The organism is Aureimonas sp. AU22 (assembly GCF_001463745.1).
In the GTDB taxonomy this organism is placed as follows: domain Bacteria; phylum Pseudomonadota; class Alphaproteobacteria; order Rhizobiales; family Rhizobiaceae; genus Aureimonas.
This window is the reverse complement of the sequence record NZ_BBWJ01000032.1, coordinates 186,720-213,495: the sequence shown is the minus strand read 5'-3', so window position 1 is coordinate 213,495 and position 26,776 is coordinate 186,720. Positions and strand designations below refer to the sequence as shown.

The following is a 26,776-nucleotide window of genomic DNA, read 5'->3' as shown; positions in this document are numbered from 1 at the left end:
GGGCGCTGAGCGCCACCGGCTCGTCCGGCGCACCGACGATCCCCGCGCCGTTGAGGATGCAAAGAAGCGCGGGCGCGGCGAAGAGCGCCGCGGCGAGCCAGCTCCAGGCGCCCGTCGGATAGGCGCCGGTGGCGAGCGCCGGGATCTTCAGGAGGAGATCGCCGACGATGCCGCCGAGCCCGATCGGCAGCGGCCAGCCGGCGGGGGCCTCGAGCGAGCCGAGCGCGGCGCTGGCGAGCGCGAGGCCCCCGAGCGCGATCCAGGCGCGCTGTCCCGCGCGTCCGGCCCGGCGGCCGACGAGGCACAGGATACCGCGGATCGCCAGCACCATCGGGATGAGGACCGCGGCGAGGCCGAAGACCTGCATGGCGAGGTCGGCGACGACCGCCCCGCCCGCGCCCGCCATGTTGCGCACGGGGTTGTCGTTGGAATAGCTGAGCGAGGGGTCGTCCACCGCCCAGGTCGCGAAGGCCGTGGCCAGCCACAAGGCGAGGCCGACGAGGCCGACACCCAGACCCAAGCGCGCCGGTCGTGCCATCGATCCCGTTCCCTCGTCCCGCGCCTCGATCGATGCCATGTCGCTGCCCCTAGCGTTCTGCCTGCCCGGAACGGTGCCTGCCGCACCGTCCGATTTCCACTCTCGCCGGTCGGCACGGGACCGCGCGCGCGTCATTCGACGGCGAGCCTCCCGCGCTCCGGCTGTTTGCGGTCAAGGTAAAGAAACGGGGTTAAGGGTCGTTTAACCCTGCGCACCGGCTCGATGACGTCCGGCTCGCGCCGGCTTGATGGAACCGGCTGCGGTTGCCGGCGTCATCCCCGCGAACGCAACCCGATGCAGGAGTTCCACGATGAAGATCGTTCACGAGGACCAGGGCCGGACCGGCGTCTTTGCCGCAGGCGAAGGCACGGACCGGGCGGAACTGACCTACGCGCCGGCCGGCATCCAGGATTCGCTGATCTTCGACCACACCTATGTGCCCGAGCACATGCGCGGCCAGGGGATCGCCGAGCAGCTCGTCGATCATGCCGTCGCCTATGCGCGCAGCCAGGGTAAGACCGTGGTGCCGGCCTGCTCCTACGTCCGCGCCCTGTTCGACCGCCATCCCGAGCGCTACGGCGACATTCGCGCCCGGGAGGAGAAGCCGGTCGGCCGGATCTGACGCTCCTCAGGCGTAGCGCGCGACCGACAGGTCGCGCGCGTCGATGTCGGGGGCACGCCCCGACACGAGGTCGGCCAGAAGCCGGCCCGAGCCCGAGCTCATGGTCCATCCCAGCGTGCCGTGGCCGGTGTTGAGGAAGAGGCCCTTCACCTTCGTCGGGCCGATCACCGGCGTGCCGTCCGGCGTCATCGGGCGCAGGCCCGACCAGAAGCTCGCGGCGCCCAGGTCGCCGCCGGGAAACAGGTCGGTGACGGAGTGCTCCAGCGTCCGCCGCCGGCGCTCCGACCGGTCGTTGGTGAAACCGGATATCTCGGCCATGCCGCCGACGCGGATGCGGTCGCCGAGCCGCGTCAGGGCGATCTTGTATGTCTCGTCCATCACGGTGGATTCGGGCGCGCGCGACGCGTCCACGATCGGGATCGTCAGCGAATAGCCCTTCACCGGATAGACCGGCAGCTCGATCCCGTGCGGGCGCACCAGAAGCGGCGAATAGGAGCCCATCGCGACCACCACCGCGTCGGCCCGGATCTCGCCGGCGTCGGTGTCGACGCCGATCGCCCGTCCGCCCTCGACCAGGAGGCGCCGAACCGTGCGGCCCCAGCGGAACGAGACGCCGCGCGCCGCGACGATCTCGGCGAGGGCAGCGGCGAACTTGAAGCAGTCGCCCGTCTCGTCCTGCGGCGTCTGCAGCCCGCCGACGATCTTGTCGCGCGCGTGCGCCAGCGCCGGCTCGGCGCGGATGCAGCCCTCGCGGTCCAGCACCTCGTAGGGGATGCCGTCGGCCGCCAGCGCCTTGACGTCCTTGGCGGAGGCGTCGAGCTGCCCTTGAGTCCGGAAGAGCTGCAGCGTGCCGGCCATGCGCTGGTCGTAGGCGATGTTGGTGTCGCGGCGAAGCTCGGCGAGCGACACGCGACTGTAGTCCGACAGGCGCAGCATCCGGCTCTTGTTGACCGCGTACCGTTCGGCCGTGCAGTTGGCGAGCATCCGTGCGAGCCAGGACAGCATGGCGCGGTCGAGCTTCGGGCGCAGGATCAGCGGCGCGTGCTGCATCATCAGCCACTTCACTGCCTTCTGCGGGATGCCGGGCGCCGCCCAGGGGCTGCAATAGCCGAACGACACCTCGCCCGCGTTGGCGAAGCTCGTCTCCAGCGCGGCGCCCTCCTGCCTGTCCACCACCACGACCTCGTGGCCGGCCTTCATCAGGTACCAGGCGGAGGTGACGCCGATGATGCCCGCGCCGAGCACGACGACCTTCATGGCCGGTCTCCCAGGTTCGTGGTCGAGACGAAGCGGCGCTCGTAGCGGGACCCGAGCGCGGTGAGGATCTCGTAGGGTATGGTGCCGGCGGCCGCGGCCGCCGAATCCAGGGTCGCATCGCCGCCGATCAGTTCCACGAGATCGCCGGCCCGGAGCGGGGCGTCGCCTGCGTCCACGATGACCGAATCCATCGACACGCGCCCGACGATCGGCAGGCGCCGCCCTTCTAAGAACGCCGCGCCGCGGTTGGAGGCGGAGCGCAGCCAGCCGTCGGCATAGCCGACGGACAGGGTCGCCAACCGCATCGCCCGCTCGGCCACCACCGTGAACCCGTAGCCGATGCCCGCCCCCGCCGGCACCTCGCGCAGCTGGATCACCCGCGCGTCGAGCCCGACCACGGGCTCCATCGGATTGGGCCGCCCTGCCGTCGGCGCGCCGCCGTAGAGGGCGATCCCGGGGCGCGCGAGATCGAAGCGGAAGCGCTCGCCCAGGAACAGGCCTGCCGAGTTGGCGAGCGAGCGGCGCGCCTGCGGCAACCGCGCCGCCAACGCCTCGAAGGCGGAAAGCTGCGCCGCGTTGGCCGGATGATCCGGCTCGTCGGCGCAGGCGAGGTGGCTCATGACGAGCACCGTTTCGACGCCGCAGAGGCGCGCGGGATCGTCGGCCAGCGCAGCGACGTCGTCCGGCGCGAGGCCGAGACGCGACATGCCCGAATCCACCTGGATCGCGGCCGGCAGCGCCCGACCGAGGGAGCGCCCGAGCGCCCCCCAGGCATCCAGCTGGGCCAGGGAGTTGAGGACGGGCCGGATCGCCGCCTCGGCGCACAGGCGCTCGTCTCCGGGCACCAGCCCGTTGAGGACGAAGATTTCGGCGTCGCCCGGCAGGATGGTGCGGAGCGACAGGGCTTCCCCGAGATGGGCGACGAAGAAGGTGCGGCAGCCGGCATCGAGGAGGGCGGGCGCGACCGCGTCCATCCCGAGCCCGTAGGCGTCCGCCTTGACGACGCCCGCGACCGCCGCGCCGGCGGCTTGGGCGACAAGACGGCGATAGTTGCGCGCGAGCGCCCCAAGGTCCACCCGCAGGACGCCCCCCGTGGCGGCGCCCGGCCCAACCCGTTCGGCGTGAGAATGAGAGGCGGCGTTCATGGCAAAACCCTCGGCCGTTGCCCGTCCATACTGATCGAAGGATCGTCGAAGAACATACCGAAGGGCCGTCGATCCTGCTATTTTCAGACAGTCGGCGACATTTCGTTCGAACCGACGCAACGGTGTTCCGATGGATCGAATCGATCGCGCCCTCGTCCGGGCGCTTCGCCGCAACGCGCGCGTCACCAACGTGGCGCTCGCCGCCGAAGTGGGCCTGTCCGCCTCGGCCTGCCTGCGACGGGTGCAGATGCTGGAGGAGTCAGGCGCGATCCGGGGCTATACCGCGATCGTCGCCGGCCCCGGGGGCGAGGACGCCCACGTCGTGATCGTGCGCATCACGCTCGAGCGCCAGACCGAGGACGTCCTCAACCGCTTCGAGGCGGAGGTGCTGAAGCATCCCGAGATCCGCGAGTGCTACCTAATGACGGGCGCGGAGGATTATCTCCTGCGCGTCGAGGCGGACGGCGCGGGCGACTACGAGCGCATCCACAAGGAGATCCTGTCGCGTTTGCCGGCGGTTTCCCGGATCAACTCCTCCTTCGCGATCCGGCGCGTCCTCTCGGATACGGGCGGCCGGCGATAGGGTTCAGGTCTGGCCCTTCCGCTCCTCGCCCTTAGATGGGGCCTCTCGGGGGGCGGGGTCCGGCAGGACCTCGTGCAACCCTTGCGACAAGACGAGAAGGGCCAAGCGTTCATGAGCGCACCGGACACCGACACGATCGACCAGATGGTCGAGACCTCGATGCTGCATCAGGCGCGCCGCTTCGCCGCGTCCTATGGCGGCCAAGGCCGGTTCTGGCAGCGCCCCTATGCCGAAACGCGCCCGCGCATCGCGTCGGCCGTCGCGCCCGTCTGGTTCACCGCCTATCCCGCCTCGATCGTCACGCGGCCGGGCGAATCCGTGCTGGCGACGCTCGGCGACCAGCGGCTATGGGCGGCCCTCTCCTCGATCGGCGTGCGCGGCATCCACACCGGCCCGACCAAGCGGTCCGGCGGCTGGCGCGACGGAACCTTCACGCCGACGATCGACGGCAACTTCGACCGGATCGGCTTCGACATCGACCCGTCCTACGGCACGGCCGAGGAGTTCGTCGCCATCTCTCGCATGGCGGCCGCCCACAATTCGGTGGTGATCGACGACGTCATCCCCGCCCATACCGGAAAGGGCGCCGATTTCCGCCTCGCCGAGATGAACCACACGACCTATCCCGGCCTCTACCACATGGTGGCGATCCCGGAGGAGGACTGGGCGCTGCTGCCCGACGTGCCGGAAGGGCGCGACGCGGTGAACCTGTCGCCCCCGACCGTCGACGCGCTGCGCGACCGGGGTCACATCGTCGGCCAGCTGCAGCGCGTCATCTTCTTCGAGCCGGGCGTCAAGGAAACCGACTGGAGCGCCACCGGTCCGGTGGTCGGCGTCGACGGCGTGACGCGGCGCTGGGTCTATCTCCACTACTTCAAGGAAGGCCAGCCGAGCCTCAACTGGCTGGACCCCTCCTTCGCGGCCCAGCAGATGATCGTCGGCGACGCGCTGCATTCGATCGACCAGATGGGCGCACGCGGTCTGCGGCTGGACGCCAACGGGTTCCTGGGCGTCGAGAAGCGGCTCGATGGGCCGGCATGGTCGGAAAGCCACCCGCTGTCGGTGGTCGGAAACGCGCTTCTCGCCGGCATGATCCGCAAGGCCGGCGGCTTCTCCTTCCAGGAGCTGAACCTCACGGTCGACGACATCGCCTCCATGTCGAAGGGCGGCGCGGACCTTTCCTACGACTTCATCACGCGGCCGGCCTACCAGCACGCGCTGCTCACCGGGGACACCGAGTTCCTGCGCATGATGCTGCGCACGGTGCACGAGTTCGGCATCGACCCGGCCTCGCTGATCCACGCGCTCCAGAACCACGACGAGCTGACCACCGAACTCGTCCATTTCTGGACGCTGCATGCCGAGGATATCTACACGTTCGGCGGCCAGACCTGGCAGGGCCGCACGCTGCGCACCCATATCCGCGAGACGATGTACGAGAAGCTGTCGGGCACCAACGCGCCCTACAACCTGCGCTTCGTGACCAACGGCATCGCCTGCACCACGGCGAGCGTCGTCACCGCCGCGCTCGGGATCTCCGACCTTTCGGCCATCACCGACGAGGACAAGGCCGAGATCCAGCGCGGCCATCTCCTCCTCGCCATGTACAACGCCTTCCAGCCGGGGATCTTCGCGCTTTCGGGCTGGGACCTCGTGGGCGCCCTGCCGCTGCCGCCCGAGGCCGTCGCCGAGCACATGGAAGACGGCGACACGCGCTGGATCGAGCGCGGCGCCTACGACCTCACCGGGCTCAACCCGGAGGCGGCGGTATCGGCCGAGGGCCTGCCGAAGGCGCGCGCGCTCTACGGGCCGATCAACGAGCAGCTGAACGAGCCCGGCTCCTTCGCCTCGCAGCTCAAGCGCCTCCTCGCCGTGCGCGAGGCCTACGGCATCGCGGCGAGCCGCCAGACGATGATCCCGGACGTCACGACGCCCGGCCTTCTCCTGATGGTGCACGAGCTGCCCGACGGGCGCGGCACGCAGGTCACCGCCCTCAACTTCGGCCGCGAGCATGTGGACGAGACGGTGATCCTGCCGAACGTGCGCTCCGGCCCGGTCGTGGACATGATCGCCGAGACGGTGGAGGGCGACCTCACGGAGAACGGCGAGCTGCGCATCGTGCTCGACCCCTGGGAGGGCCTGTCTCTGCGCATCGTCGGCGCGCTGCCCGTCCTCTGACCTTGCCCGGCCCCGTCGTCAGGAGCTGGTGACGGGGTCGAAGGCGAGGAGGAACGAGGCGCCGCGTGGGACACTCTCGACCGTCAGCTCGGCGTCGAGCTGGCGCACGAGGCTGAGGATCACGCGGATGCCGAAGCTCTTGCGCGAGGTTTCGAGATCGAAGCCTTCGGGCAGGCCTCGCCCCGCGTCGCGCACGCGCACCATGGCGCGTTCGCCCTTTTGCCAGAGCGCCACCTCGATGAGGCCCGGCTCGCCCTCGTCATAGGCATACTTCACCGCGTTGGTGACGAGTTCGTTGACGATCAGCCCGACCGGAATGGCCTTGTCGGCGCTGACCACGACCGGGTCGGCGCGGCATTGGATCTCCAGACCCACCGTCGCGAAGACGAGCTGCGAGCACAGGTCGTCGAGAAAGGTCGAGAGGTCCACCTCCGTGACGCTGGCGCCCTTCCACAGGTGATCGTGGACGCGGGCGATGGTCATGATCCGCGCCTCGGCGTCGACCAGCGCGGCCTTCGCCTTGGGGTCGGCGACGACGTTGGAGTTGACCCGCAGCAGCCCGGCCACGACGCCGAGGCTGTTCTTGACGCGGTGGTTCATCTCGCGCGTCAGCATCGCCTGCGTTTCCAGCGCCTCCTTGAGGTGCCGGTCGGTGTCGACGCGCTCGATCGCCGCGCCGAGGATGCGCGCGCAGCCGGACAGGAAATCGACGTCGGAGACGTCGAAGTCGCCTGCGTCCGGACTGTCCACCTCGAGAACGCCGAAGGCCCGCTGGCTGCGGCCGCCGCGGTCGATCAGGACGTTGACCGCGCGGCGGATGCCGTAGTCGGCCAGAAGCTTGGGCGTGCGGAAGCGCGTCTCGTCCGACAGGTGGTTGGACAGCACCGATTCGCCGGTATGAAAGGCGTAGCCGGCCGGCGACTCGAGGTCGGCTCCGAGCGTCGCGGTCCCGACTTCGCCGGGCGCCCAGCCCCAGCCGCCGCGCATCAGGAGATCGTTGTCCTGCGGACGGTACTCCAGAACCTTGCAGTACGGCGCTTCGAGGCCGCGCGCGCAGAGCTCCGTCGCGCCCGCAAAGAGCGCCGGAATGTCGTTGACCTGAAGGGTCAGCCGAGCGAATTCGGCAAGCAGCTTCTGCTGCTTCAGCCGGTAGGCCAGTTCGTCGCGCCGGGTCGGGCCGGGTGCCTGTTCGATTTCCATGACACCCTTCCCGGCCGCGGTTTCCCGCTCCTTAGCGTATCCGTGCGCCCGCGGGAATCGGGGTTCTATCGAGGCGGGCCCGGCCGGTCGTTCGGCCAGCCGGGCACCGGCGTCTCATGCCGCGGGAATGAGGCCCTTGTCTTCCAGCGTTCGCCAGAGCGCGTCGGGGATGGCGGTCTCGAACCATTCGACGTTCTGCCGGAGCTGCTCCGCCGACTTCACCCCGATCACGACGTTGCCAGTGGCGGGATGGCGCATCGGGAACTGGATCGCGGCGGCGGGCAGGGCTACGCCGAACTCCTCGCACACCGCCTTGAGCGCATCGGCCTTGGCGACGATCTCCGCAGGGGCGTCGACGTAGTTGAACTTCCGGCGCCCCGACGAGGACGCCAGGATGCCGGAGTTGAACACGCCGCCCACCACCAGCGCGACCTCGCGCTCCAGCGCTTTCGGCAGGAGCTTCTCCGCGGCCGAGCCGTCGAGCAGCGTGTAGCGACCGGCGAGCAGGCACACGTCGAGATCGGTCTCCTCCATCGCGTCGAGGATGGCTTGCGTCTCGTTCACGCCGAGGCCGAAGCCCGCGATAAGCCTGGCGGCCCGCAGTTCCTCCAGCGCGCGGAAGCCGCCGCCCTTCGTCAGGGCGTTCCAGTGGTGCTCGTGCAGATCCCCATGGGTGACGCGGCCGATGTCGTGGACGAAGAGGATGTCGAGCTTGGACAGGCCGGTGCGCTGGCGCGAGTCGTCGTAGGAGCGCAGGATGGCGTCGTAGGAATAGTCGAAGACCTCGCGGAACGAGAGGCCGTTGTTCCAGCCGGAATCGAACTCGTTCTTCGGGGGCTCGGGCGGCAGCGTGCGGCCGGGACGCTCGAAGCTCATCAGGCGTCCGACCTTCGTCGAGACGGTGAAGGCGGACGGATCCTCCTCGCGCAAGAGTTCGCCGGTCAGGTGCTCGCAGCGCGTCAGGCCATACATTGGCGCGGTGTCGAAATGCCGGATGCCGGCGTCCCAGGCGGCCTTGAGCGCGCCGCGCGCGTCTTCGAGCGGCACCGGCGCGTAGAGCCCGCCGAGCGGTGCCGTGCCCATGCCGAGCGCCGTCACCTCGATGCCCGCTCGCTTCAAAAGGCGCTTGTCGGATGCTTTCATGTGATCCCTCCCCTCGGCGGCCCCCCGGCCGCCCCATGCGATGTTGCGGTCTTAGCGCCAGCGCAGCTTCGGATGCCGGTTGACGTCCTTGTAGAGCAGATAGCGGAACGGACCCGGACCGCCGGCATAGCAGGCCTGCGGGCAGAAGGCGCGCAGCCACATGAAGTCGCCGGCCTCGACCTCGACCCAGGTCTGGTTGAGGAGATAGACCCCCTTGCCCTCGAGGACATAGAGCCCGTGCTCCATGACGTGGGTCTCCGGGAAGGGGATGACGCCGCCCGGCTGGAGCGTGACGATGGTCACGTGCATGTCGTGGCGAAGGTCGGCGGGATCCACGAAGCGCGTCGTCGCCCAGACGCCGCCGCAATCCGGCATCACGGACGGCGCGACGCTGAAATCGCTGGAGAACACCGGGTCGGGGCTGCCAAGCCCCTCGACCGCCTCGTAGGCCTTGCGGACCCAGTGGAAGCGCACGGGGGCGGTGCCCCGGTTGCGGAAGGTCCAGGCCCGGCCGGCGGGCAGATAGGCGAAGCTGCCGCGCGACAGCGCATGCTCGGCGCCGTCCACGCTCACCGTGGCCTCGCCCTCGACCACGAAGAGCACGCCTTCGGCGCCCGCGTCCGGCTCCGGCCGATCGCTGCCGCCGCCCGGCTGAACCTCCATCACGTATTGCGAGAAGGTCTCGGCGAAGCCCGACAGGGGCCGGGCGATGATCCAGGCGCGCGTTCCCTCCCAGAACGGCAGGTAGCTCGCCGTGATGTCGGACAAGGTGCCCTTGGGGATCACGGCATAGGCGTCGGTAAAGACGGCGTGCTGGCTGGTGCGCTGGGTCTGCGGCGGCAGTCCGCCGGTGACGGTGTGGTAGCGTCGCTTGTTCGCGGTCATCGCGTCCCCCTCAGGCCGGCTGCGGCACGCCGACCGTCTCGGCCGCAGCCTGCCGCGGCTCCGGCTCGCCGGCCAGGCGCCGGTGCCAGACATCGGCGGCACGGATCACGGGCTCGGGATCGGTCTCGAAGGGCGTGTTGAAGATCGACAGCTTGCGCGCCTTCTCGCCCAGCACCGGATCGCCCGTCAGCGAGATGAAGAAGGGCGCGAAGAACAGGGGGATGGCGATCGGGCAGATCCACAGGAAGAGCTGCAGCGAATAGACATAGCCCACCGCACCCAGCACCGCCCCCGCGATCATCATCCACCAACTGGCCGCGAACGCTGCCGAGAGCGGAAGGCCCTCGTCCTCGCGCTCGGTCGCCGGCCAGCCGCTGTCGCGCGCCATCAGGATCTCGGCCACCGCCTTGGACTGGAACAGCATCATGATCGGCGCGAGCGCGCTGGTCAGGACCAGCTCGCACGTGGCGCCGAGCAGCACCGCCCAGCCGCCGCCGAACCGCGAGGCGCGGCGCGACATGGCCGTGCGGAAGGCGATCAGCGTCTTCGGCAGCAGGAGAAGCAGGAAGATGCCGAGCAGCAACAGCAACGCCTTGCCGGTCTCCGGCGTCGGGAAGACGGGAAACAGGCTGTCGGCGGGGAAGTAGTTGGGCGCCGGCGCGAGCACGGGGTCCAGCATCGAGGCGATGAGGAACAGGAGCCAGATCGGCGAGGCCGCGTAGGCCATGATCCCGGAGATCATGGAGACCTTGCTCCAGAGCTTGAGGTTCGGCGCCCGGAGCAGCCGCCCGTGCTGGAGATTGCCCTGGCACCAGCGCCGGTCGCGCTTGGCGTATTCGATGATGTTGGCGGGCGCTTCCTCGAACGAGCCTTCGAGATCGGGATCGAGCCGCACCTTCCAGCCGGAGCGCGACAGGAGTGCGGCTTCGACGAAGTCGTGGGACAGGATCAGGCCGCCGAAGGGAGGGCTCCCGGAGAGCTTCGGCATGCCGCAACAGTCGGCGAAGGCCTTCGTGCGGATGATCGTGTTGTGACCCCAGAACGGTCCCTCGCGCCCCTGAAGGGCGGCGATCCCGCGCGAGAAGACCGGCGAGTAGAGCGCCGCCGAGAACTGCAGCGCGCGGCCGAACAGCGTCTTGCGGCCGATGATCAGCGGCTGGGTCTGGAGCAGGGCGAGCTCGGGGTCGGCGTCCATGCGCGCCACCATCTCGACCAGCGTCTCGGGCCGCATCAGGCTGTCTGCGTCCAGCGCGATCATGTACTCGTAGGCGCCCCCGTAATTGGTGACGTAGTCCTCGATGTTGCCGGCCTTGCGGTTCACGTTCTTGACGCGGTTGCGATAGAACAGGATCGAGCCGGTCTCGAGTTCTCCCGCAAGCTTCAGGATCGTGCGCTTCTCATCGCTGACGCATTCCGCCTTGGTGGAATCCGACAGGACGAAGAACACGAAGTTGTCCATGCGGCGGATGAAGCGCAGGCCTTCGATCATGGCCGCGACGCGCGCCATCACCGCCGAGGCGTCCTCGTTGTAGACGGGCACCAGGATCGCGGTCTTGTGCGGGGAGGGGGGCGGCAGCGTGCCGGCCTTGCGCTCGCGCTTGCGGGTGCGGCCGAACAGGATGCCCGTCACCGCCGTGTTGAAACCCCAGGCAAGCCAGACGCAGCAGATGGCAAGCAGCACGATCTGGATGACGTGAAGCCATGTCGTGCCGTTCGCCGTGATCACCACCGCGAACAGGACGCCGGCCAGCGCCGCCAATACAATGGCTGTCAGCGCGAAGAGAAGTCTGCCCAAAACCATCGTGTTCCGATCCCGGCACGGGAAGTTCGATCATGCCACGCCGCAGCGCGTGCGCTGCCTCATAGCCGCTGCTGCCTCGCTTGTCATCGCGTCCTCAATGTGGCGCGGGGCTATGCAGGGGCTAGTCCCCAGAAGGAGGGGGGTCGACGACCGCCAAGGACGGCTCGACGACGACGGCTTGCCCCAGACCAATGTAATGTTATATCACTCGCACCCGAGCCCCATCGCCTGCGTGAGCCCATGTCCCCCGTTCGCCCCCGTCCCCCTTCCATGCTCCGGCGCTCGGCCGCCGAACGTCTCGGCCTCGCGCTCGCCGGCGCGCTGGTGCTCTGGGCCGTGGTGCTATGGGCGATTCAGGCGTGAAGGCGAACGTGCCGCTTCCCTGCCCGGCCGTCGAGCTGCGCGACCTGACGCTCGCCTATCGGCGCCGGCCCGCGGTGACCGGGGTCACCGGGCGGTTCGCACCCGGCTCGATGACGGCCGTGGTCGGACCCAACGGCGCGGGCAAGTCCACTCTTCTCAAAGGCATCATGGGCAGCGTGCGCCCGAGCGGCGGCAAGATTCGGATCGACGGGATCCGGCATCGCGACATCGGCTATCTGCCCCAGGCGGGCGATCTCGACCGTTCCTTCCCGATCAGCGTCCTCGACCTCGTCTCGCTCGGCCTCTGGCGGCGTACCGGACCGTTCGGGCGGATCGGCCGCGCCTTGGGAACGCAAGTGGACGCGGCGCTCGCAGCGGTGGGCCTCGAGGGCCTCGGCGACCGACTGGTCGGCACCCTGTCCGGCGGCCAGCTCCAGCGCGCCCTCTTCGCGCGCCTGCTGCTGCAGGACGCCCGCCTCCTACTCCTCGACGAGCCCTTCACCGCCATCGACGCCCGCACGACACGCGAACTGATGGATCTCGTGAAGCGCTGGAACGGCGAGGGGCGCACGGTGATCGCCGTTCTCCACGACATGGAACTGGTGCGCGAATACTTTCCCGACACGCTACTGCTCGCCCGCGAGACCGTGGCCTGGAGCGGCACGCCCGATGCCCTGTCGCGCCTCAATCTCGCGCGCGCGCAGGCCCTGAGCGAGGGCCTCGACAGCCAGGCGCCGAGCGAGCGGGCCCGCGCCGCATGACCTTTCACGATCTCGTCCTCGCGCCGTTCTCCGACTACGCCTTCATGCGCCGGGCGCTCGCGGGGTGCCTGGCGCTGTGCCTCGGCGCCTGTCCGCTCGGCGTGATCCTGGTCCTGCGGCGCATGAGCCTCGTCGGCGACGCGATGGCGCACGCGATCCTGCCGGGCGCGGCCGTCGGCTTCCTGGTCGCCGGCTTCTCGCTCTTCGCGATGACGCTCGGCGGCATCCTGACCGGGCTCGCCGTCGCCTTCCTCGCCGGTCTCGTATCGCGCTACACGACGCTTCGCGAGGACGCGAGCTTTGCCGCCTTCTATCTCTTCTCGCTCGGCCTCGGCGTCCTCCTCGTCTCCGTGCGCGGCTCGAACATCGACCTTCTCCACGTGCTCTTCGGCACCGTGCTCGGGCTCGACGACGCCGCGCTCCTTCTGATGGCCTCGATCGGCACGCTCACCATGCTGGCGCTCGCCGCGATCTACCGGCCGCTGATCGTGGAATGCCTCGACCCGGGTTTCCTGCGCGCCGTCGGCGGCTGGGGGGGCGTCGTCCACATGGGCTTCGTCGCGCTCGTCGTCCTCAACCTCGTCGGCGGCTTCCAGGCGCTCGGCACGCTCATGGTGGTCGGCATCATGATGCTGCCGGCGACGGCCGCGAGATTCTGGGCGGAAAGCGTGCCGGGACAGATGGCGGTCGCGGTCCTTGTGGGCCTCCTCTCCTCCGTCGCCGGGCTTCTCGCCTCCTACCACCTCAGCCTTCCCGCCTCGCCGGCGATCATCCTGTCGGCGAGCGCGATCTACGCCCTGTCGGTTCTCGTCGGGCGCGTCGACAGCCTCGCCGCGCGCGCCTTCAGAGGCGGGCTGGCCGCCGGCTGACCCCCTCCCCCAAGGAGACTTCCCCATGATCCATCGCCGTCACTTCGCGGGCCTCGTGGCCGGTGCCGCAGTCCTTCTCACCCTCGCCGGCGCGCGGGCGGACGAGCCCCTGCCCGTCGTCGCCTCCTTCTCGATCCTCGCCGACATGACGAGCCGCATCGGGGGCAGCCACGTCGCGGTCTCGTCGCTCGTCGGCCCTGGCGGCGACGCCCACGTCTTCGAGCCGACCCCGGCCGATGCGCGCGCCCTCGGACAGGCCAGGCTCCTCGTCACCAACGGCCTCGAGTTCGAGGGCTGGCTGCCGCGCCTCGTCTCGACGGCGGGCTTCCGGGGCGCGACGGCGGTGGCCTCGACGGGCGTGACGCCGCTGCGCTTCGACGAGGAGGAGCACGAGGAGCATGACGGGCACGACCATGCCGAAGCGGACCACGCGCATGAGGACCATGCGCACGAGGATCATGACCATGGGCCGAACGATCCGCACGCCTGGCAGGACCTCGCCAACGGCCAGATCTACGCGCGCAACATCACCGAGGCGCTGAAGAGCGCGGACCCCGCCAACGCCGCCGACTACGAGCGCAACGGCGAGACCTATATCGCCGAGATGAAGGCGCTGGACGACACGATCCGTCGCGAGCTCGACGCCATCCCGGCCCCCGAGCGCAAGGTCGTCACCTCGCACGACGCCTTCGGCTATTTCGGCAAGGCCTACGGCATCCAGTTCATCGCCCCGAACGGCGTGTCCACCGAATCGGAGGCTTCGGCCGCCGACGTCGCCCGCATCATCGACCAGATCCGCGCAGAGGCGATCCGCGCCGTCTTTGTGGAAACCGTCTCGGACCCGCGCCTCGTCCAGCGCATCGCCGCCGAGACCGGCGCCGAGATCGGCGGCTCGCTGTTCTCCGACAGCCTGTCGGAGCCGGGCGGCCCGGCCGCGACCTATCTCGACATGTTCCGCCACAACGCCGCGGAACTCGCCAAGGCGCTGAAGACGAGCTGACATCCAGGCGACCGGCGCCCTTCCGCAAGGGCCGGGTCGCAGCCATATGGAAGGAGCGGCGCGACCCGTCGCGCCGCTCCGAGCTTTCCGGGAAAGATGCCAAGGGATGAGCCCGCACCATCACGACCACGACCATGGCGACGTCCCGGACAAGGGGCTGACCCGCAACCAGAAGCTCGTCTTCGACGCGCTGGAGCGGGCCGACGGGCCGCTCAGCGCCTATTCCATCCTCGACGCCCTGCGCGGCGAGGGCCTGCGCGCGCCGCCCCAGGTCTACCGGGCGCTCGAGAAGCTTCTGGAAACCGGTCTCGTCCACCGCCTGGAGAGCCTCAACGCCTTCGTCGCCTGCGCCCACCCGCACGCCTGCGCCCACGCGCTGACGGCGTTCGCGATCTGCGAGAAGTGCGGCACGGTCGCCGAGTTCGCCGACGAGGTGGTGGAGGCGCGCCTCGACGCATGGGCCGGGGGGACGGGTTTCGTTCCTCGCCGCACCACGGTCGAGATCAAGGGTCTTTGCGCCGCCTGCGCCTGAAGCCGAGTGCCCCGCGGGACACTGTGATGCCGTGCCCCGGCTCGCCCTCCCGGACCGATCGGCCGGGCGACGAGACGGATCGCGACAAGGGCGCAGGTGCGGCCACCACTTCCTGAGGACGGTCACCGTCGCGTCATCCGGGCGTCGCGCGCCTGTTACGCTTCTGGGTTGGTTTCGCTCCGTCCGGCCAACAGGAAACCGACCACATGAAGACGCTTCTCACCGGCGGCCTCGCGCTGCTCGCCATCGGCTCGTCCGCTCTCGCTGAAAGCACGGAAGGCCGGCAGTTCACCGCGACGCTGGCGCATCAGGCCATCCTGCCGGCCGACACGCGCGTGCCCGCGCCGCAGGATGCGCCCGAGCATCTGCGTCAGGCCGGCAAGTTCACGACGCCCGACCGCCACCGCACCGACGCGCTCGGCACCGTGCCGGGCAAGGACGGCCTTCGGCCGACGGGCACCGGGCTGCCGATCGACGGCCAGGCCGTGCAGGGCTTCTCCGGCATCCGCCGCATGGAGGACGGCACGTTCTGGACGCTGTCCGACAACGGCTTCGGCTCCAAGGCGAACTCCAGCGACGCGGCGCTGATGCTGCATCACATCGCGATCGACTGGACGGCCGGCACGGTGGACCGCCGCGAGACGGTGTTCCTGTCCGACCCGGGCAAGAAGGCCCCCTTCCCCATCGCGCTCGAAGGCACGAACACGCGCTACCTGACCGGCGCCGACTTCGACGTCGAATCGATCCAGCCGGTGGCGGACGGCTTCTGGGTCGGCGAGGAGTTCGGCCCCTGGCTCCTGAAGTTCGACCAGGCCGGCAAGCTGCAGTCCGTGCACGAGACGCGCGTCGGCGGCACGAAGGTGCTGTCGCCCGACAATCCGACGCTGCAACTGCCCGCCGATCCCGCCAAGCCCCTGCCCGCCTTCAACCTCAAGCGCTCCGGCGGCTTCGAGGGCCTCGCCCGCTCGCCGGACGGCGCGCATCTCTATGCACTCCTCGAAGGGCCGCTCTACGCCGACGGCAAGGTGGAGACCGTCGAGGACGGGCGCACGGGCTTGCGGGTGATCGAGTTCGACATGGGCAAGGGTGACTGGACCGGCCGTTCGTGGATCTATCCGCTGGGTGAGGCGGGCGTCGCCATCGGCGACTTCAATATGCTCGACGACACCACCGCGCTGGTGATCGAGCGCGACAACGGGGCTGGACGCCCGTCGGAGGCCTGCCATGGCGAGCCGAAGGACGACTGTTTCGCGACGCCCGCCAAGCTGAAGCGCATCTACAAGATCGAGATGAACGAGGCCAATGCGGGCGGCCCGGTCCGCAAGATCGGCTATCTCGACCTCATGGACGTGAAGGACCCGAAGGGCGTCGCCCGGCAGGGCACGAAGGACGGCGTCTACGACATGCCGTTCGTGACGATCGAGAACGTTGACCGGGTGGACGACACCCACATCGTCGTCGCCAACGACAATAACTTCCCGTTCTCGGCCGGCCGCGAGGTCAACCGGGCCGACGACAACGAGTTCGTGCTGATCGAGGCCGGCGAGTTCCTGAACGCCCGCTGATCCCGAGCGCAAAAAGGCCCCCGGACCCATGAGGTCCGGGGGCCTTTTCCCCGTTCGGGAACCGGCGCCCTGGGGCGCCGGCCCGTTCCGGGTCCCCGTTCTTACTGGAACAGACGCAGGACGTTCTGAGCCGACTGGTTGGCGATCGACAGAGCCTGCACGCCGAGCTGCTGCTTGACCTGCAGAGCCTGGAGCTTGGTGGACTCTTCGTTCATATCGGCGTCGACGAGACCCGAGATACCCTGCTCGATCGTGTCCATGAGGTTCTGCACGAAGGTCTGCTGCAGTTCGACGCGCTTGGAGACGGCGCCGATCGACGAAGCAGCAGCGGTGACCTTATTGATCGCGCCGTTGACGACGTTGATGTAGGCCGTGATCGCCTGGACGCGCTGCTCGGCGGTGATCGCCCCCAGACCGTTCAGAGCATCGTCCGTGATGTCCATGCCCGTGACTGAGATAGTCGAACCACCGTTGGAAGCAACCGCATTACCAATGGTCAGGCTCTGTGCAGCACCCGTGGCCACAGTCTTGAACAGCAGCTTGTCGGTATCGCCCGAGTTCGTGCTGACTTCCACGGTCAACGTCGAGGCCGGGATACCCGCCTTGGTCAGAGCCAGCGCGACAACCTTCTGGTAGTCGGCAACGTCATCGATCTTTCCGTCGGTGACAGGCGTACCCGGCACACTGAGGGCTTCGTTGACGATGGCCTGGTTGACCGTGACCTTGGTCGTCGTCGAGCCGAGAGTAACGTCGAACTTGATCGTGTCGTTCTCATCGAGCGTGACCGCCGTCGAGCCGCCAAAGGCACCAACCGTGACCTCAGCACCCTTCGCTGCGCTGACCGGAAGACCTGCACGGGAAGCCGCCGTGGTGAAACCGATGGTACCAGTACGTGTGGTAGCGGGAGTCGCATCCTGGTGAGTGATCACAGCCGTCAACTGAAGAGTTGATGCCGCGCCGGTATTCGATGAGGTGTTCGTGAACACCAGTTTGCCATCCGCATCCTTACTCGCGGCGATGGTGGCGGAAGCAGCCGTCGCACCAGTTGCAAAAGCCGTGAGGAAGTCGTCAATGTCAAAATCATCGGCGTCAGCGACGTCGACTGTAACGTTGACGCTAGGAGTCCCGTCAACGGTAAACGTCAGCTGAATGTCGTCGCCGTCGACCATCGTACCTTTCGTGAAGGCGAAGGTCTGCGGATCCAGCTTAGCCTTGGTGGCAGAAGCTACGGCGTCAACACCGTTCTGAGCCACACCAGCCGTCGTCGTGAGACCACCAGCGTTGGTGCTGTTGCCCGTGCCAGCCGTGCCGCCGAACGTCAGAGCCGTCTCGACGCCACCGACCTTGGCCGACAGGCCGATCTCGGAGTCGAGAATGCCCTTCTTGGTCGCGGCAGCGGCGGTGTTCGAGTCGAGCAGCACCGTGTTGCGGGTGTCGATCTGGATTTCGCCGACTGTGACGTTGCCCGAGATGTCGCGGGTGAACGAGGAGACGATCGTCTTGTCCGAGTCATAAGAGCTGAGGCCGGAGTTCACCGACAGCCAGTTCTCGCCCGAGAAGGTCGAGGAGTTGGCGATCGACTTGAGCTGCTCCTGCAGCGACTCGATCTCGGCCTGGATGGCCGTGCGGTCGACATTGGAGCCGAGAGCGGCGGTCAGCTTCGACTTGATTTCGTCAAGGACGTCCTTGGAAGCCGACAGGCCCTGGTAGGCGGTGTCGAGCGTAGCGGCGCCGAGGCCGAGCGCGTCGGTGACGGTCGAGAGCGCCTTGTTGTCCGACTTCATGGTCGTGGAGATCGACCAGTAGGCGGCGTTGTCCTTGGCTTCGCCGATGGCGAGACCGGTCGAGATGCGCTTCTGCGTGGCGTCGAGCTGCGTGTTGGACGTCTGCAGCGTGCGCAGAGCCTGGGTCGCAGCGGAATTGAAGTTGATGGAAGACATGTGAACTTGTCCCGAAAAAGATACTCGTGGGACATGACGGTCGAACCGTCGGTCAGCATCGGCATCATGCCTGGCGAACCTTGGCGCGTGGCCGTGTTGTTCGCTGCTGCAGGGACGTTTCTAGCGGCCGAGATTGAACAAAGGTCTAACGCGCCGAGTTTTTGCCGGTCCACGGTTCGGCGGAAGCGAGTAGGGAGGATCTGGCAACGGATGGCTCCAGTGGGCACGGGAACGCAGAGTGCTTCTGGAAACCGCGGCGTGCCGTGGAACCTGCCCTTCCCCGCCGCGGCGGCCGAACAGGTCTCGCATCGAACGCCAGCCACGCAACCCGTAATGACGCAGCGCAGCACGACCTTTGCTTGCGCTCGCGGTCGGTTCTGAAGTCCTCTGCCGGCCGACGGGGCGATTCGCTCCTTGATCCGAGGACCGACGCCATGAGCCCGATTTCCCTTCTTCCCGACGATGCCGCCGACGCCGTCCTGGTCGGCCGCCTGTTCGATCCCGAGACCGGCGGGCCCGTCCTCGTCACCTTGCGCGGCGAGCGTCTCGTGGAGGCGAGTGCTGCCGCGCCGACGCTGTCGCAGCTTCTGGAACTCGCCGATCCCGTCGGGGCGCTGGCCGGCGTTGCCGACGCGCGCGAATGGGAGCTTTCGGCCGTGATCGAGGCGAGCCGTCGCAACGGCGCGACCCGCGAGACGAGCCCTGTGCTCCTCGCCCCTTGCGACCTCCAGGCGGTGAAGGCCTGCGGCGTCACCTTCGCCCGCTCCATGATCGAGCGCGTGATCGAGGAGCGCGCCAAGGGCGATCTCTCGCTCGCCGCCTCGATACGCGGCGAGATCGCGGAGGTGATCGGCGGCGCGCTGACCGATGTCGTGGCGGGGTCCGAGAAGGCCGCGGAGGTCAAGCGCATCCTGCAGGAGCGCGGATACTGGTCGCAGTATCTGGAGGTCGGCATCGGGCCGGACGCCGAGGTGTTCACCAAGGCGCCGGTGCTGTCCAGCGTCGGCTGGGGCTCCGAGATCGGCATCCTGCCCTCGTCCGAGTGGAACAATCCGGAGCCGGAAGTGGTGCTCGCCGTCAACTCGCGCGGCGAGATCCGCGGCGCGACGCTCGGCAACGACGTCAACCTTCGCGACGTCGAGGGGCGCTCGGCGCTTCTCCTCGGCAAGGCCAAGGACAACAACGCCTCGAGCGCCATCGGCCCCTTCGTGCGCCTCTTCGACGAGCGCTTCACGCTCGACGACGTGCGCGCGGCCGAGCTGACGCTGACCGTGGAGGGCGCCACCGACGGCTATCGTCTCGAGGGCCATTCCTCCATGCGCGAAATCAGCCGTGATCCCGCCGACCTCGCGGGCCAGGCGCTCGGCCGCCATCACCAGTATCCCGACGGGATGATGCTCTATCTCGGCACGCTGTTCGCCCCGGTGGAGGACCGCGACGCGCCGGGCAAGGGCTTCACCCACAAGGTCGGCGACCGTGTCACGATCGCCTCGCCGCGCCTCGGCCGTCTGGAGAACATCGTCACGCACACCGACGAGGCGCAGCCCTGGCGCTCTGGCATCACCGAGCTGATGCACTATCTGGCCCGGCGCGGGTTGATCGGCCGGGGGGCCTGAAGCCGCGAGGCATGTTGCCGACGAGGCCTTGCCGAAGTCGCAATTTGAAGGCATGCCGATGCGTTAGCTTCAGGGCGCGCATCGGCCGCGCCAGACCCGGGGGACCATACGCATGAGCGCAGCGCTCGACCTTCAGCCGGAGCCACCGGTTTCGGCGCGCGCGCTTCTGGAGACGACCGACTGGTCGGCCACCTCGCTCGGCCCCCGCGAGAACTGGGCGCCGGCTCTGGCGATCGTGCTCGACACGGTTCTGGATTCGCAGATCCCCAAGGTCCTCATGTGGGGACCCGATCATGTGATGATCTACAACGACGGTTACCGCGAGATCGCCGGGGACAAGCATCCGGCGGCCTTCGGCGGCACCGTGCCGGACGTCTGGCCCGAGATCTGGGACTGGAACCGCAAGGTCATCGAGACCGGCCTCGCCGGCCAGGCGGAAACCTACCGCGACCAGCCGATGCGCCTGTTTCGCAACGGGGCTTTCCGCTACGTCGTGTTCGATCTGTTCTACACACCGATCCGCAACAGCGAGGGAGCGATCGGCGGCGTCCTGTGCACGGTGATCGAGCACACCGAGCGCGAGGCCGCGCGCAGCGGCCTGCGCCAGTCGAACGAGCGGTTCCGGGCCGCCGTCGCCGCCATCCACTCGACGCTCTGGACGAACTCCGCCGAAGGGCGGATGAGCGGCGACCAGCCGGGCTGGGCCGCGCTCACGGGCCAGACCCGCGAGGAATACGAAGGCTTCGGCTGGGCCGCCGCCGTACATCCCGAGGATGCCGACGCCACGGTGGTCGCCTGGAACGAGGCGGTCGCGGCGCGATCCACCTTCGTGTTCGAGCACCGGGTCCGCGTCGCCTCCGGCGAATGGCGCACCTTCTCCATTCGGGCGGTGCCGATCATCGACGAGGCGGGAGCCTTGCGCGAGTGGGTCGGCGTCCACACCGACGTCACCGACGAGCGTCTCGCGCAGGAGCGCATGCGCGAGCATGCCGGCGTCCTGGAGCGGCAGATCCGCCATCGCGAGCGCGCGGAGGAGCAGCTCCGCCAGCTGAACGAGACGCTGGAGCAGCGCGTGGCGCAGGCGGTGGACGAGCGGCGCGCGGCCGAGGCGGCGCTCAACCGCTCGCAACGCCTGGAAACGGTGGGCAAGCTGACGGGCGGCGTCGCGCACGACTTCAACAACCTTCTTCAGGTCGTCTCCGGCAACCTCCAGCTCCTCCTCAAGGACATCGCCGGCAACGACCGCGCCGAGACGCGCGTGCGCAACGCCCTGGCCGGGGTCTCGCGCGGGGCGAGGCTCGCCGCCCAGCTTCTCGCCTTCGGCCGTCGCCAGGCACTCGAGCCCAAGGTCGTCAACGTCACGCGCTTCGTGCGCGGCATGGACGACATGCTGCGCCGGGCGATCGGCGAGGGCGTCGAGGTCGAGACCGTGTTCGGCGGCGGGTTGTGGAACACGTTCATCGACCCGAACCAGATCGAGAACGCGCTTCTCAACCTCGCGATCAACGCGCGCGACGCGATGGAGAGCCAGGGCAAGCTGACGATCGAACTCTCCAACGCCCATCTCGACGACGACTACGCCCGCCGCCACGAGGTCGCGGCCGGGCAATACGTCATGCTGGCGGTGAGCGACACGGGTTCGGGCATGAGCCCGGAGGTGATCGAGCGCGTGTTCGAGCCCTTCTTCACCACCAAGGCCGAGGGCAAGGGCTCCGGCCTCGGCCTTTCCATGGTCTACGGCTTCGTGAAGCAGTCCGGCGGCCATGTGAACATCTACTCCGAAGTCGGGCATGGCACCACGATCCGGCTCTACCTGCCGCGCTCCACCGAGCGCGAGGACCAGGAGGTCGAGGTCGACACCGGTCCCGTCGCGGGCGGCACGGAGACCGTGCTCGTGGTGGAGGACGACGAGGAGGTGCGCGCGACTGCGGTCGAGATGCTGACCGACCTCGGCTACCGCGTTCTCAAGGCGGTGGACGCCCAGTCGGCGCTCAACGTCGTCGAGAGCGGCATCCCGATCGACATCCTGTTCACCGACGTCGTCATGCCCGGGAAGCTGAAAAGTCCGGAGCTTGCCCGCAAGGCCAAGGAGCGCCTGCCCGGCCTCGCCGTGCTCTTCACCTCCGGCTACACCGAGAACTCCATCGTCCACGGCGGCCGGCTCGACGCCGGGGTCCAGCTTCTGCCCAAGCCCTATACCCGCGAGGCTCTGGCTCGGAAGATTCGCCACGTCCATGCCAACGAGGCGCAGGCGAACGGCGCGCGCAAGGCGTTGCACGGCCCCTCCCTCGCGCCCGCCGCGCCGGGACCGGCGACGCCAGCCAAGAGCGGCGGAACCGGAGCCGGGGCCGGAGCCACCGTCCCGGAACCAGTGGGCAAGGGCACCATCCTCCTCGTCGAGGACGACGGCCTGATCCGCATGAACACCGCCGACATGCTGAAGGACCTCGGCTATGTCGTGGTCGAGGCCGGCCGCGCCGAGGACGCCCTCACCGCGATCCAGACCCTGCCGTTCGACGCGCTGGTCACCGACGTCAACCTGCCGGGCATGTCGGGCACCGAACTGGCGGACGAGGCGCGGCAGGTGAAGCCGGAGGTCGGCATCGTGTTCGCGACCGGCGATCGCCACGTGGCGGGCGTCACGCCGGGCGCGGACCCGCGCGTCACGGTGCTGTCGAAGCCCTACGGCATGGAGGACCTGGAAGGCGCGATCCTGCGCGTCCTTGCGAGCGAGCGCGCGCTGGCCTGATCGAGCGCCCTCACTCCGGCGGCATGTCCGCTTCCGGAGCGAGATCGACGCCCTCGAACGAATGGTAGAACAAGGGATCGGCGACATAGCCGGTCACCTCGCGCCGCGCCGCCACCGAGAAGATCGAATGGGCGAGCGGCACCCAGGGCGCCTCGCGGTGAAAGATTTCCTGGGCTTCGGCGTAGAGGCGCTTGCGCGTCGGCACGTCCGAGACGGTCTTGGCCTCGCGCACCAGCCGGTCGTAGTCCGGGTCGCACCACCGCGCCACGTTGTTGCCGCCGGGCCGTGCCGCGGTGCAGCCGAGCAGCGTGTGAAGGAAGTTGTCGGGATCACCGTTGTCCCCCGCCCAGCCGTAGAGCACGAGCGGCACGTCCTCGTTGCCCATGATGGCGACGCGGTAGGCGTTCCACTCGGTGGTCCGCAGGTGGAGGCGGATGCCGAGCTTCTCGAGGTCGGCCGCGATCATCTCGGCGACGCGCCGGGCGTTGGGATTGTAGGGGCGCGAGACCGGCATGTACCAGATGTCGGCATCGAGCCCGTTCTCCAGCCCCGCCTCGATCAGAAGCTTGCGCGCCATCGCGACGTTGTAGGGGTAGGGCCGGATGTCGTTGTCGAAGGCCCAGAGCGTCGGCGGGATCGGGTTCTTGGCGGCCACCGCGCCGCTGACATAGACGGCCGAGAGGATCGCCTGCCGGTCGATCGCCATGTTGATCGCCCGGCGCACCCGCACGTCGTCGAACGGTTTCACGTGCGTGTTCATGGCGAGGTAGCCGACGTTCAAACCTTCGGTTTCGTAGACCTTGAGGTCGGGGCTCGCGCGCAGGGCCGGCAGATCGGCGGCGTCCGGGAAGGCGCTCATGTGGCACTCGCCCGCCGACAGCTTGGCGAGCCGGGCCGAGGTCGTGGGCGTGATCGAGAAGACCAGGGTGTCGATCGGCTGGCGACCGCGCCAATAGCCCTCGAAGGCGCGGAAGCGGATGGCGACGCCCGGCTTGAAGCCGACGAACTGGAACGGCCCGGTGCCGACGGGCGCGGTGTCGAGCGCTTCCGGCCGTCCCGCGGCCAGAAGATGATCCGCATATTCGGCCGACAGGATCGACATGAAGGGCATGGCGAGGTTGGCGAGGAACGGCGCCTCGGGCCGCGTCAGGCGGATGCGCACGTGATGCGGATCGGGCGCCTCGATCGACGAGATGAGGTCGGGAAAGCCCGAATCCTGGAAATAGTCGAAGCGCGCGCCCGACACGGCATGGAACGGATGGTCGGGCTTCCATTGGCGCTCCAGCGAAAAGATCACGTCGCGCGCCTCCATGGGGCGTGTCGGCGTGAAGTCGTCGTTGGCATGGAAGGCGACGTCGCTCCGCAAGGTGAAGGTGTAGTCGAGCCCGTCGGGCGAAACGGTCCAGCTGGTGGCGAGCGCCGGGCGGATCTCGGTCGATCCGGGGCGGAACTCGACTAGCGTGTTGAACATGGGTTTCGAGGCGTCCATCGCCGTTCCGGTGATGGCGAGCTGCGGGCTGATGGATTCCGGATCGCCCTCCGAACAGAACACGAAGGTCTTGGCGCCGGCCGTGGCCGGCAGGGCGAGAAGGACGAAAAGGACGAGAACGAGGCGGGCAAGCGTCATGGCGCAGGACCTTCGAGACCGGGCAGGTGCGCGGGCGCGTCGTGGCGCGGCGCGTCGAGCGGCAGGTCGAGGAGAAAGGTCGTGCCCCCGTCGGATCCGCCGGCAAGCGACACGCTGCCGCCGAGCGTCGCGGTCACGAGATTGAAGACGATGTGGAGGCCGAGGCCGGTGGAGCCGGTGGCGCGCCCGGTGGTGAAGAACGGATCGAAGACGCGCAAGCGGTCCTCGCGCGCGATGCCGCGCCCGTCGTCGGAGAAGGCGATGCGCAAGGCGTTCGCCCCCCGTCGCTGCGCCTCGACGCGGATCGTCCCCGTCTGCCCCGGTCCGTAGGCATGGGCATAGGCGTTGGACAGGAGGTTGGTCAGCACCTGCGCCAGCGCGCCGGGATAGGAGTTGAGGCGCAGGCCCGGCTCGCACACCACCTCCAGCTCGTGGCCGGCGCGCTTGCGCAAGGGGCCGAGGCTGGTGAAGAGGTCGCGCGCGAACTCGCCGAACTCGAACTCGCGCCGCTCGCCGCTCGCCTGGTCGGCCGCCACCTGCTTGAAGGAATGGACGAGGCCGGCGGCGCGCTCGACATTGGTGGTGGTGAGGCGTGCGCCTTCCGCCATGCGTGCGACGAAGGCGGCGAACGCCTCGCGCGTCACGCGCCCGTCGGCGGTCGCCGCCTCGAAGCGGCGCACGTCGCCCGCCATGGTCGTGGCGGTGGTCAGCGCCACGCCGAGCGGCGTGTTGATCTCGTGGGCGACGCCCGCGACGAGCTGACCGAGCGAGGCGAGCTTCTCGGCCTGGATCAGGTCGGCCTGCGTCTCGCGCAGGCGCGAGAGCGTCTCGTCCGATTGCTCCTTCGCGCGGCGCAGCGCCGCCTCGCGCATGTCGCGTTCCAGGAGCACGTTGTTGGTGGCGCGTGCCATGGAGCCGAGCTCGTCGAGGCGATCGGCCTCGGGCAGGAGACCGGCATCGGTGCGGCTGGCGCGCGCGATCATGCCGCGCTCCAGCCGCCGCAGCGGCTTGGTGATGGATCGGGCGACGAGGACCCCGGCGCCCGAGGCCAGGAGAAACGCCATGCCGCCGCCCGCAAACAGGATCTGGCGCACGGTCGAGCCGATGGCGTCGGCATTTCTGGAGAGGTCGTTGTTGAGGCCGGAAACCTGGAGCAGCATGATCCCCGCCGTGTCGGACATGTCGACCAGGAGGCGCGACTGTTCCTCCAGCCCCTGGCGCACGGCGCGAAGGCCCGAGCGCCATTTCTCCAGCGCGTCGATCATCTCGCTCTGGATCAGCGGCGAGATGGGAAGTCCCTCGACCTTCTCGCCGATCGCGCGCCCCTGCGCGTCGATCGCGGGAATGGCATCGGCCGATCGCGCCTCGATCACCTCGCGGCTGTGGCGGGCGAGCTTCAGCGTGTCGACCGCGATGTTCTGCGTCGCCTGCTCGGTCTCGTGCGCATCCACCGTGTAGGCGAGAAGGCTGGAAATCTCGCCCTGCAGGGTGCGCTGGGCGGATATGTCGACCTTCAGCTGGCGGTCCACGCGATCCAGCGCGTCGCGAAGCGCCCGCGGGCCTTCGGAACCCAGATCGGGCGGGGCGCGCTCGCCTGCCCCGCCGGCCCGCGCCACCTCGATCGCTTCCGTGAGGCGCGCGGCGGCGTTGCGCACCCGCGCCATCTCGAAGGACGCCGAGACGCTGGTCTCGGAGGGCGAACGGCCGCTGACGAGAACCAGCATGCCGTCGGCGATCGCCGCTCGCAGCGCCAAGGCGCTGTCAACCACGTCGCGCGTCAGGCTCAATGATCGATCGCGCGCCGTCAGCGTGCCGACGAGGCCGCGGTTGGAGCGTGTCTGGCGGGCGCGTGCCTCGTCGGTCAGCCGCAAGAGCGTCTGGAGGCGTTCGTCCATCTCGGCCACCAGGCGATCGCTTTCGCGCGTCGCCCTCGTCAGATCGGCCATCAGCGACTGGTATCGCCCGAGCGTGGCACGCGTCTGCACGATGGAGCTCGCCTGGACGGGATCGCGCGTCCTTGCCGCCAGCTCGCGCAGGCCCGCCGACGCGCCGGTGACGGACGCCGAAAAGGCGGCGGCTTGGCGCTCGCGGCCCGTGCGTGCGCCCGACACGTAGGCGTCCTGCGCGCTCATGCCCGAAACGACCTGACGATAGATGTTGGCGGCCTCGAGCGCGCCGGCCCGCGCAAGGTCGGCGCGGTCGAGCAGCACCACGGACAGGAAGCCGATCAGCGCGATCAGCGCGATCGGGATCGCACCGACCAGAAACACGCGCTGGGCGATCGTCGGTCCGCCGAAACGCAATCGCGAATGGAGCCGGCGGGCCGGCCAGACGCCGGACGCCGTTCCGGATCGGACCGGTGTCAGGCAGCTGGGGGAGACGTGGTCCATGCGAGATCCGGG

General features: G+C 68.9%; 20 protein-coding genes and 1 pseudogene. 11 read left to right on the top strand and 10 right to left on the bottom strand.

Annotated elements, in window-relative coordinates:
* Positions 1 to 577: DNA translocase FtsK 4TM domain-containing protein (locus AUL34_RS11600; protein WP_192845736.1), on the bottom strand; the 577-nt coding region annotated here is incomplete at its 3' end.
* A gap of 271 nt (positions 578 to 848) precedes the next feature.
* Between AUL34_RS11600 and AUL34_RS11595 the strand changes: the two genes are divergently transcribed.
* The gene (locus AUL34_RS11595) at positions 849 to 1,160 is read left to right on the top strand and encodes a GNAT family N-acetyltransferase (protein ID WP_082653318.1); all 312 of its coding nucleotides are present in this window, start codon (positions 849 to 851) and stop codon (positions 1,158 to 1,160) included.
* Between the two features lie 6 nt (positions 1,161 to 1,166).
* Here the strand turns inward: AUL34_RS11595 and AUL34_RS11590 are convergent, their stop codons facing one another.
* Together AUL34_RS11590 and alr are read right to left on the bottom strand one after the other, a co-directional pair.
* On the bottom strand, positions 1,167 to 2,417 hold the full coding sequence (locus AUL34_RS11590) for a D-amino acid dehydrogenase (RefSeq protein WP_061933891.1): 1,251 nt from the start codon (positions 2,415 to 2,417) through the stop codon (positions 1,167 to 1,169).
* Positions 2,414 to 3,562: an alanine racemase gene (alr, locus tag AUL34_RS11585; protein ID WP_061933889.1), complete on the bottom strand. Its 1,149-nt coding sequence runs from the start codon at positions 3,560 to 3,562 to the stop codon at positions 2,414 to 2,416. Before alr ends, AUL34_RS11590 begins: the two co-directional genes overlap by 4 nt.
* A 130-nt stretch (positions 3,563 to 3,692) precedes the next feature.
* Between alr and AUL34_RS11580 the strand changes: the two genes are divergently transcribed.
* Together AUL34_RS11580 and treS are read left to right on the top strand one after the other, a co-directional pair.
* Positions 3,693 to 4,145 (top strand): Lrp/AsnC family transcriptional regulator, encoded by a 453-nt coding sequence (locus AUL34_RS11580; RefSeq protein WP_061933888.1) that lies wholly within the window; start codon positions 3,693 to 3,695, stop codon positions 4,143 to 4,145.
* Positions 4,146 to 4,256: 111 nt separating this feature from the next.
* Positions 4,257 to 6,323 carry a maltose alpha-D-glucosyltransferase gene (treS, locus tag AUL34_RS11575; protein ID WP_061933886.1) on the top strand — a complete coding sequence of 689 codons (2,067 nt, stop codon included), beginning with the start codon at positions 4,257 to 4,259 and terminating at the stop codon, positions 6,321 to 6,323.
* Between the two features lie 18 nt (positions 6,324 to 6,341).
* Here the strand turns inward: treS and AUL34_RS11570 are convergent, their stop codons facing one another.
* From AUL34_RS11570 to mdoH, 4 genes and pseudogenes are all read right to left on the bottom strand, one after another.
* The gene (locus tag AUL34_RS11570) at positions 6,342 to 7,523 is read right to left on the bottom strand and encodes a sensor histidine kinase (RefSeq protein ID WP_061933884.1); all 1,182 of its coding nucleotides are present in this window, start codon (positions 7,521 to 7,523) and stop codon (positions 6,342 to 6,344) included.
* Between the two features lie 114 nt (positions 7,524 to 7,637).
* Positions 7,638 to 8,666 carry an aldo/keto reductase gene (locus AUL34_RS11565; protein WP_061933882.1) on the bottom strand — a complete coding sequence of 343 codons (1,029 nt, stop codon included), beginning with the start codon at positions 8,664 to 8,666 and terminating at the stop codon, positions 7,638 to 7,640.
* A 51-nt stretch (positions 8,667 to 8,717) separates the two neighbouring features.
* Positions 8,718 to 9,551 (bottom strand): bifunctional allantoicase/(S)-ureidoglycine aminohydrolase, encoded by an 834-nt coding sequence (locus AUL34_RS11560; protein WP_061933880.1) that lies wholly within the window; start codon positions 9,549 to 9,551, stop codon positions 8,718 to 8,720.
* Positions 9,552 to 9,561: 10 nt separating this feature from the next.
* Positions 9,562 to 11,355: pseudogene (gene mdoH / locus AUL34_RS11555) on the bottom strand (glucans biosynthesis glucosyltransferase MdoH); the annotation flags it as partial.
* Positions 11,356 to 11,592: 237 nt separating this feature from the next.
* Here mdoH and AUL34_RS23010 point away from each other — a divergent pair.
* The 6 genes from AUL34_RS23010 (at position 11,593) to AUL34_RS11530 (ending at position 16,442) form a co-directional block, all read left to right on the top strand.
* A complete protein-coding gene (locus AUL34_RS23010) occupies positions 11,593 to 11,715 on the top strand; it encodes a hypothetical protein (RefSeq protein ID WP_274532654.1) in 123 nt (40 codons plus the stop codon).
* On the top strand, positions 11,712 to 12,476 hold the full coding sequence (locus tag AUL34_RS11550) for a metal ABC transporter ATP-binding protein (protein WP_244492537.1): 765 nt from the start codon (positions 11,712 to 11,714) through the stop codon (positions 12,474 to 12,476). The genes AUL34_RS23010 and AUL34_RS11550 overlap by 4 nt, the downstream gene beginning before the upstream one ends.
* A complete protein-coding gene (locus AUL34_RS11545) occupies positions 12,473 to 13,345 on the top strand; it encodes a metal ABC transporter permease (protein WP_061933874.1) in 873 nt (290 codons plus the stop codon). Before AUL34_RS11550 ends, AUL34_RS11545 begins: the two co-directional genes overlap by 4 nt.
* A gap of 25 nt (positions 13,346 to 13,370) precedes the next feature.
* On the top strand, positions 13,371 to 14,345 hold the full coding sequence (locus AUL34_RS11540; RefSeq protein WP_061933872.1) for a metal ABC transporter substrate-binding protein: 975 nt from the start codon (positions 13,371 to 13,373) through the stop codon (positions 14,343 to 14,345).
* A gap of 106 nt (positions 14,346 to 14,451) precedes the next feature.
* Positions 14,452 to 14,877 (top strand): Fur family transcriptional regulator, encoded by a 426-nt coding sequence (locus AUL34_RS11535; RefSeq protein WP_061933870.1) that lies wholly within the window; start codon positions 14,452 to 14,454, stop codon positions 14,875 to 14,877.
* A gap of 206 nt (positions 14,878 to 15,083) precedes the next feature.
* Positions 15,084 to 16,442, top strand: a complete 1,359-nt coding sequence (locus tag AUL34_RS11530; RefSeq protein WP_061933868.1) for an esterase-like activity of phytase family protein — start codon at positions 15,084 to 15,086, stop codon at positions 16,440 to 16,442.
* A gap of 101 nt (positions 16,443 to 16,543) precedes the next feature.
* On the opposite strand, the gene AUL34_RS11525 is transcribed toward AUL34_RS11530, so the two are convergent.
* Positions 16,544 to 18,382: a flagellin gene (locus AUL34_RS11525; protein WP_061933866.1), complete on the bottom strand. Its 1,839-nt coding sequence runs from the start codon at positions 18,380 to 18,382 to the stop codon at positions 16,544 to 16,546.
* Positions 18,383 to 18,816: 434 nt separating this feature from the next.
* Between AUL34_RS11525 and AUL34_RS11520 the strand changes: the two genes are divergently transcribed.
* Together AUL34_RS11520 and AUL34_RS11515 are read left to right on the top strand one after the other, a co-directional pair.
* Positions 18,817 to 19,998 carry a fumarylacetoacetate hydrolase family protein gene (locus tag AUL34_RS11520; RefSeq protein WP_061933864.1) on the top strand — a complete coding sequence of 394 codons (1,182 nt, stop codon included), beginning with the start codon at positions 18,817 to 18,819 and terminating at the stop codon, positions 19,996 to 19,998.
* Positions 19,999 to 20,110: 112 nt separating this feature from the next.
* Positions 20,111 to 22,747 carry a response regulator gene (locus AUL34_RS11515; protein WP_061933862.1) on the top strand — a complete coding sequence of 879 codons (2,637 nt, stop codon included), beginning with the start codon at positions 20,111 to 20,113 and terminating at the stop codon, positions 22,745 to 22,747.
* A gap of 10 nt (positions 22,748 to 22,757) precedes the next feature.
* Here AUL34_RS11515 and AUL34_RS11510 read toward each other — a convergent pair whose 3' ends face one another.
* Positions 22,758 to 24,374, bottom strand: a complete 1,617-nt coding sequence (locus AUL34_RS11510) for an ABC transporter substrate-binding protein (RefSeq protein WP_061933860.1) — start codon at positions 24,372 to 24,374, stop codon at positions 22,758 to 22,760.
* Entirely contained in the window at positions 24,371 to 26,764 is a 2,394-nt protein-coding gene (locus AUL34_RS11505) for a sensor histidine kinase (protein ID WP_061933858.1), read from the bottom strand. The genes AUL34_RS11510 and AUL34_RS11505 overlap by 4 nt, the downstream gene beginning before the upstream one ends.
* Positions 26,765 to 26,776 lie beyond the last annotated feature (12 nt).

Bases quoted from the DNA above. Each gene is read 5' to 3' on its own strand.
- AUL34_RS11595 (WP_082653318.1), top strand. From the start codon at position 849: ATGAAGATCGTTCACGAGGACCAGGGCCGGACCGGCGTCTTTGCCGCA.
- AUL34_RS11590 (WP_061933891.1), bottom strand. From the start codon at position 2,417: ATGAAGGTCGTCGTGCTCGGCGCGGGCATCATCGGCGTCACCTCCGCC.
- alr (WP_061933889.1), bottom strand. From the start codon at position 3,562: ATGAACGCCGCCTCTCATTCTCACGCCGAACGGGTTGGGCCGGGCGCC.
- AUL34_RS11580 (WP_061933888.1), top strand. From the start codon at position 3,693: ATGGATCGAATCGATCGCGCCCTCGTCCGGGCGCTTCGCCGCAACGCG.
- treS (WP_061933886.1), top strand. From the start codon at position 4,257: ATGAGCGCACCGGACACCGACACGATCGACCAGATGGTCGAGACCTCG.
- AUL34_RS11570 (WP_061933884.1), bottom strand. From the start codon at position 7,523: ATGGAAATCGAACAGGCACCCGGCCCGACCCGGCGCGACGAACTGGCC.
- AUL34_RS11565 (WP_061933882.1), bottom strand. From the start codon at position 8,666: ATGAAAGCATCCGACAAGCGCCTTTTGAAGCGAGCGGGCATCGAGGTG.
- AUL34_RS11560 (WP_061933880.1), bottom strand. From the start codon at position 9,551: ATGACCGCGAACAAGCGACGCTACCACACCGTCACCGGCGGACTGCCG.
- AUL34_RS23010 (WP_274532654.1), top strand. From the start codon at position 11,593: ATGTCCCCCGTTCGCCCCCGTCCCCCTTCCATGCTCCGGCGCTCGGCC.
- AUL34_RS11545 (WP_061933874.1), top strand. From the start codon at position 12,473: ATGACCTTTCACGATCTCGTCCTCGCGCCGTTCTCCGACTACGCCTTC.
- AUL34_RS11540 (WP_061933872.1), top strand. From the start codon at position 13,371: ATGATCCATCGCCGTCACTTCGCGGGCCTCGTGGCCGGTGCCGCAGTC.
- AUL34_RS11535 (WP_061933870.1), top strand. From the start codon at position 14,452: ATGAGCCCGCACCATCACGACCACGACCATGGCGACGTCCCGGACAAG.
- AUL34_RS11530 (WP_061933868.1), top strand. From the start codon at position 15,084: ATGAAGACGCTTCTCACCGGCGGCCTCGCGCTGCTCGCCATCGGCTCG.
- AUL34_RS11525 (WP_061933866.1), bottom strand. From the start codon at position 18,382: ATGTCTTCCATCAACTTCAATTCCGCTGCGACCCAGGCTCTGCGCACG.
- AUL34_RS11520 (WP_061933864.1), top strand. From the start codon at position 18,817: ATGAGCCCGATTTCCCTTCTTCCCGACGATGCCGCCGACGCCGTCCTG.
- AUL34_RS11515 (WP_061933862.1), top strand. From the start codon at position 20,111: ATGAGCGCAGCGCTCGACCTTCAGCCGGAGCCACCGGTTTCGGCGCGC.
- AUL34_RS11510 (WP_061933860.1), bottom strand. From the start codon at position 24,374: ATGACGCTTGCCCGCCTCGTTCTCGTCCTTTTCGTCCTTCTCGCCCTG.
- AUL34_RS11505 (WP_061933858.1), bottom strand. From the start codon at position 26,764: ATGGACCACGTCTCCCCCAGCTGCCTGACACCGGTCCGATCCGGAACG.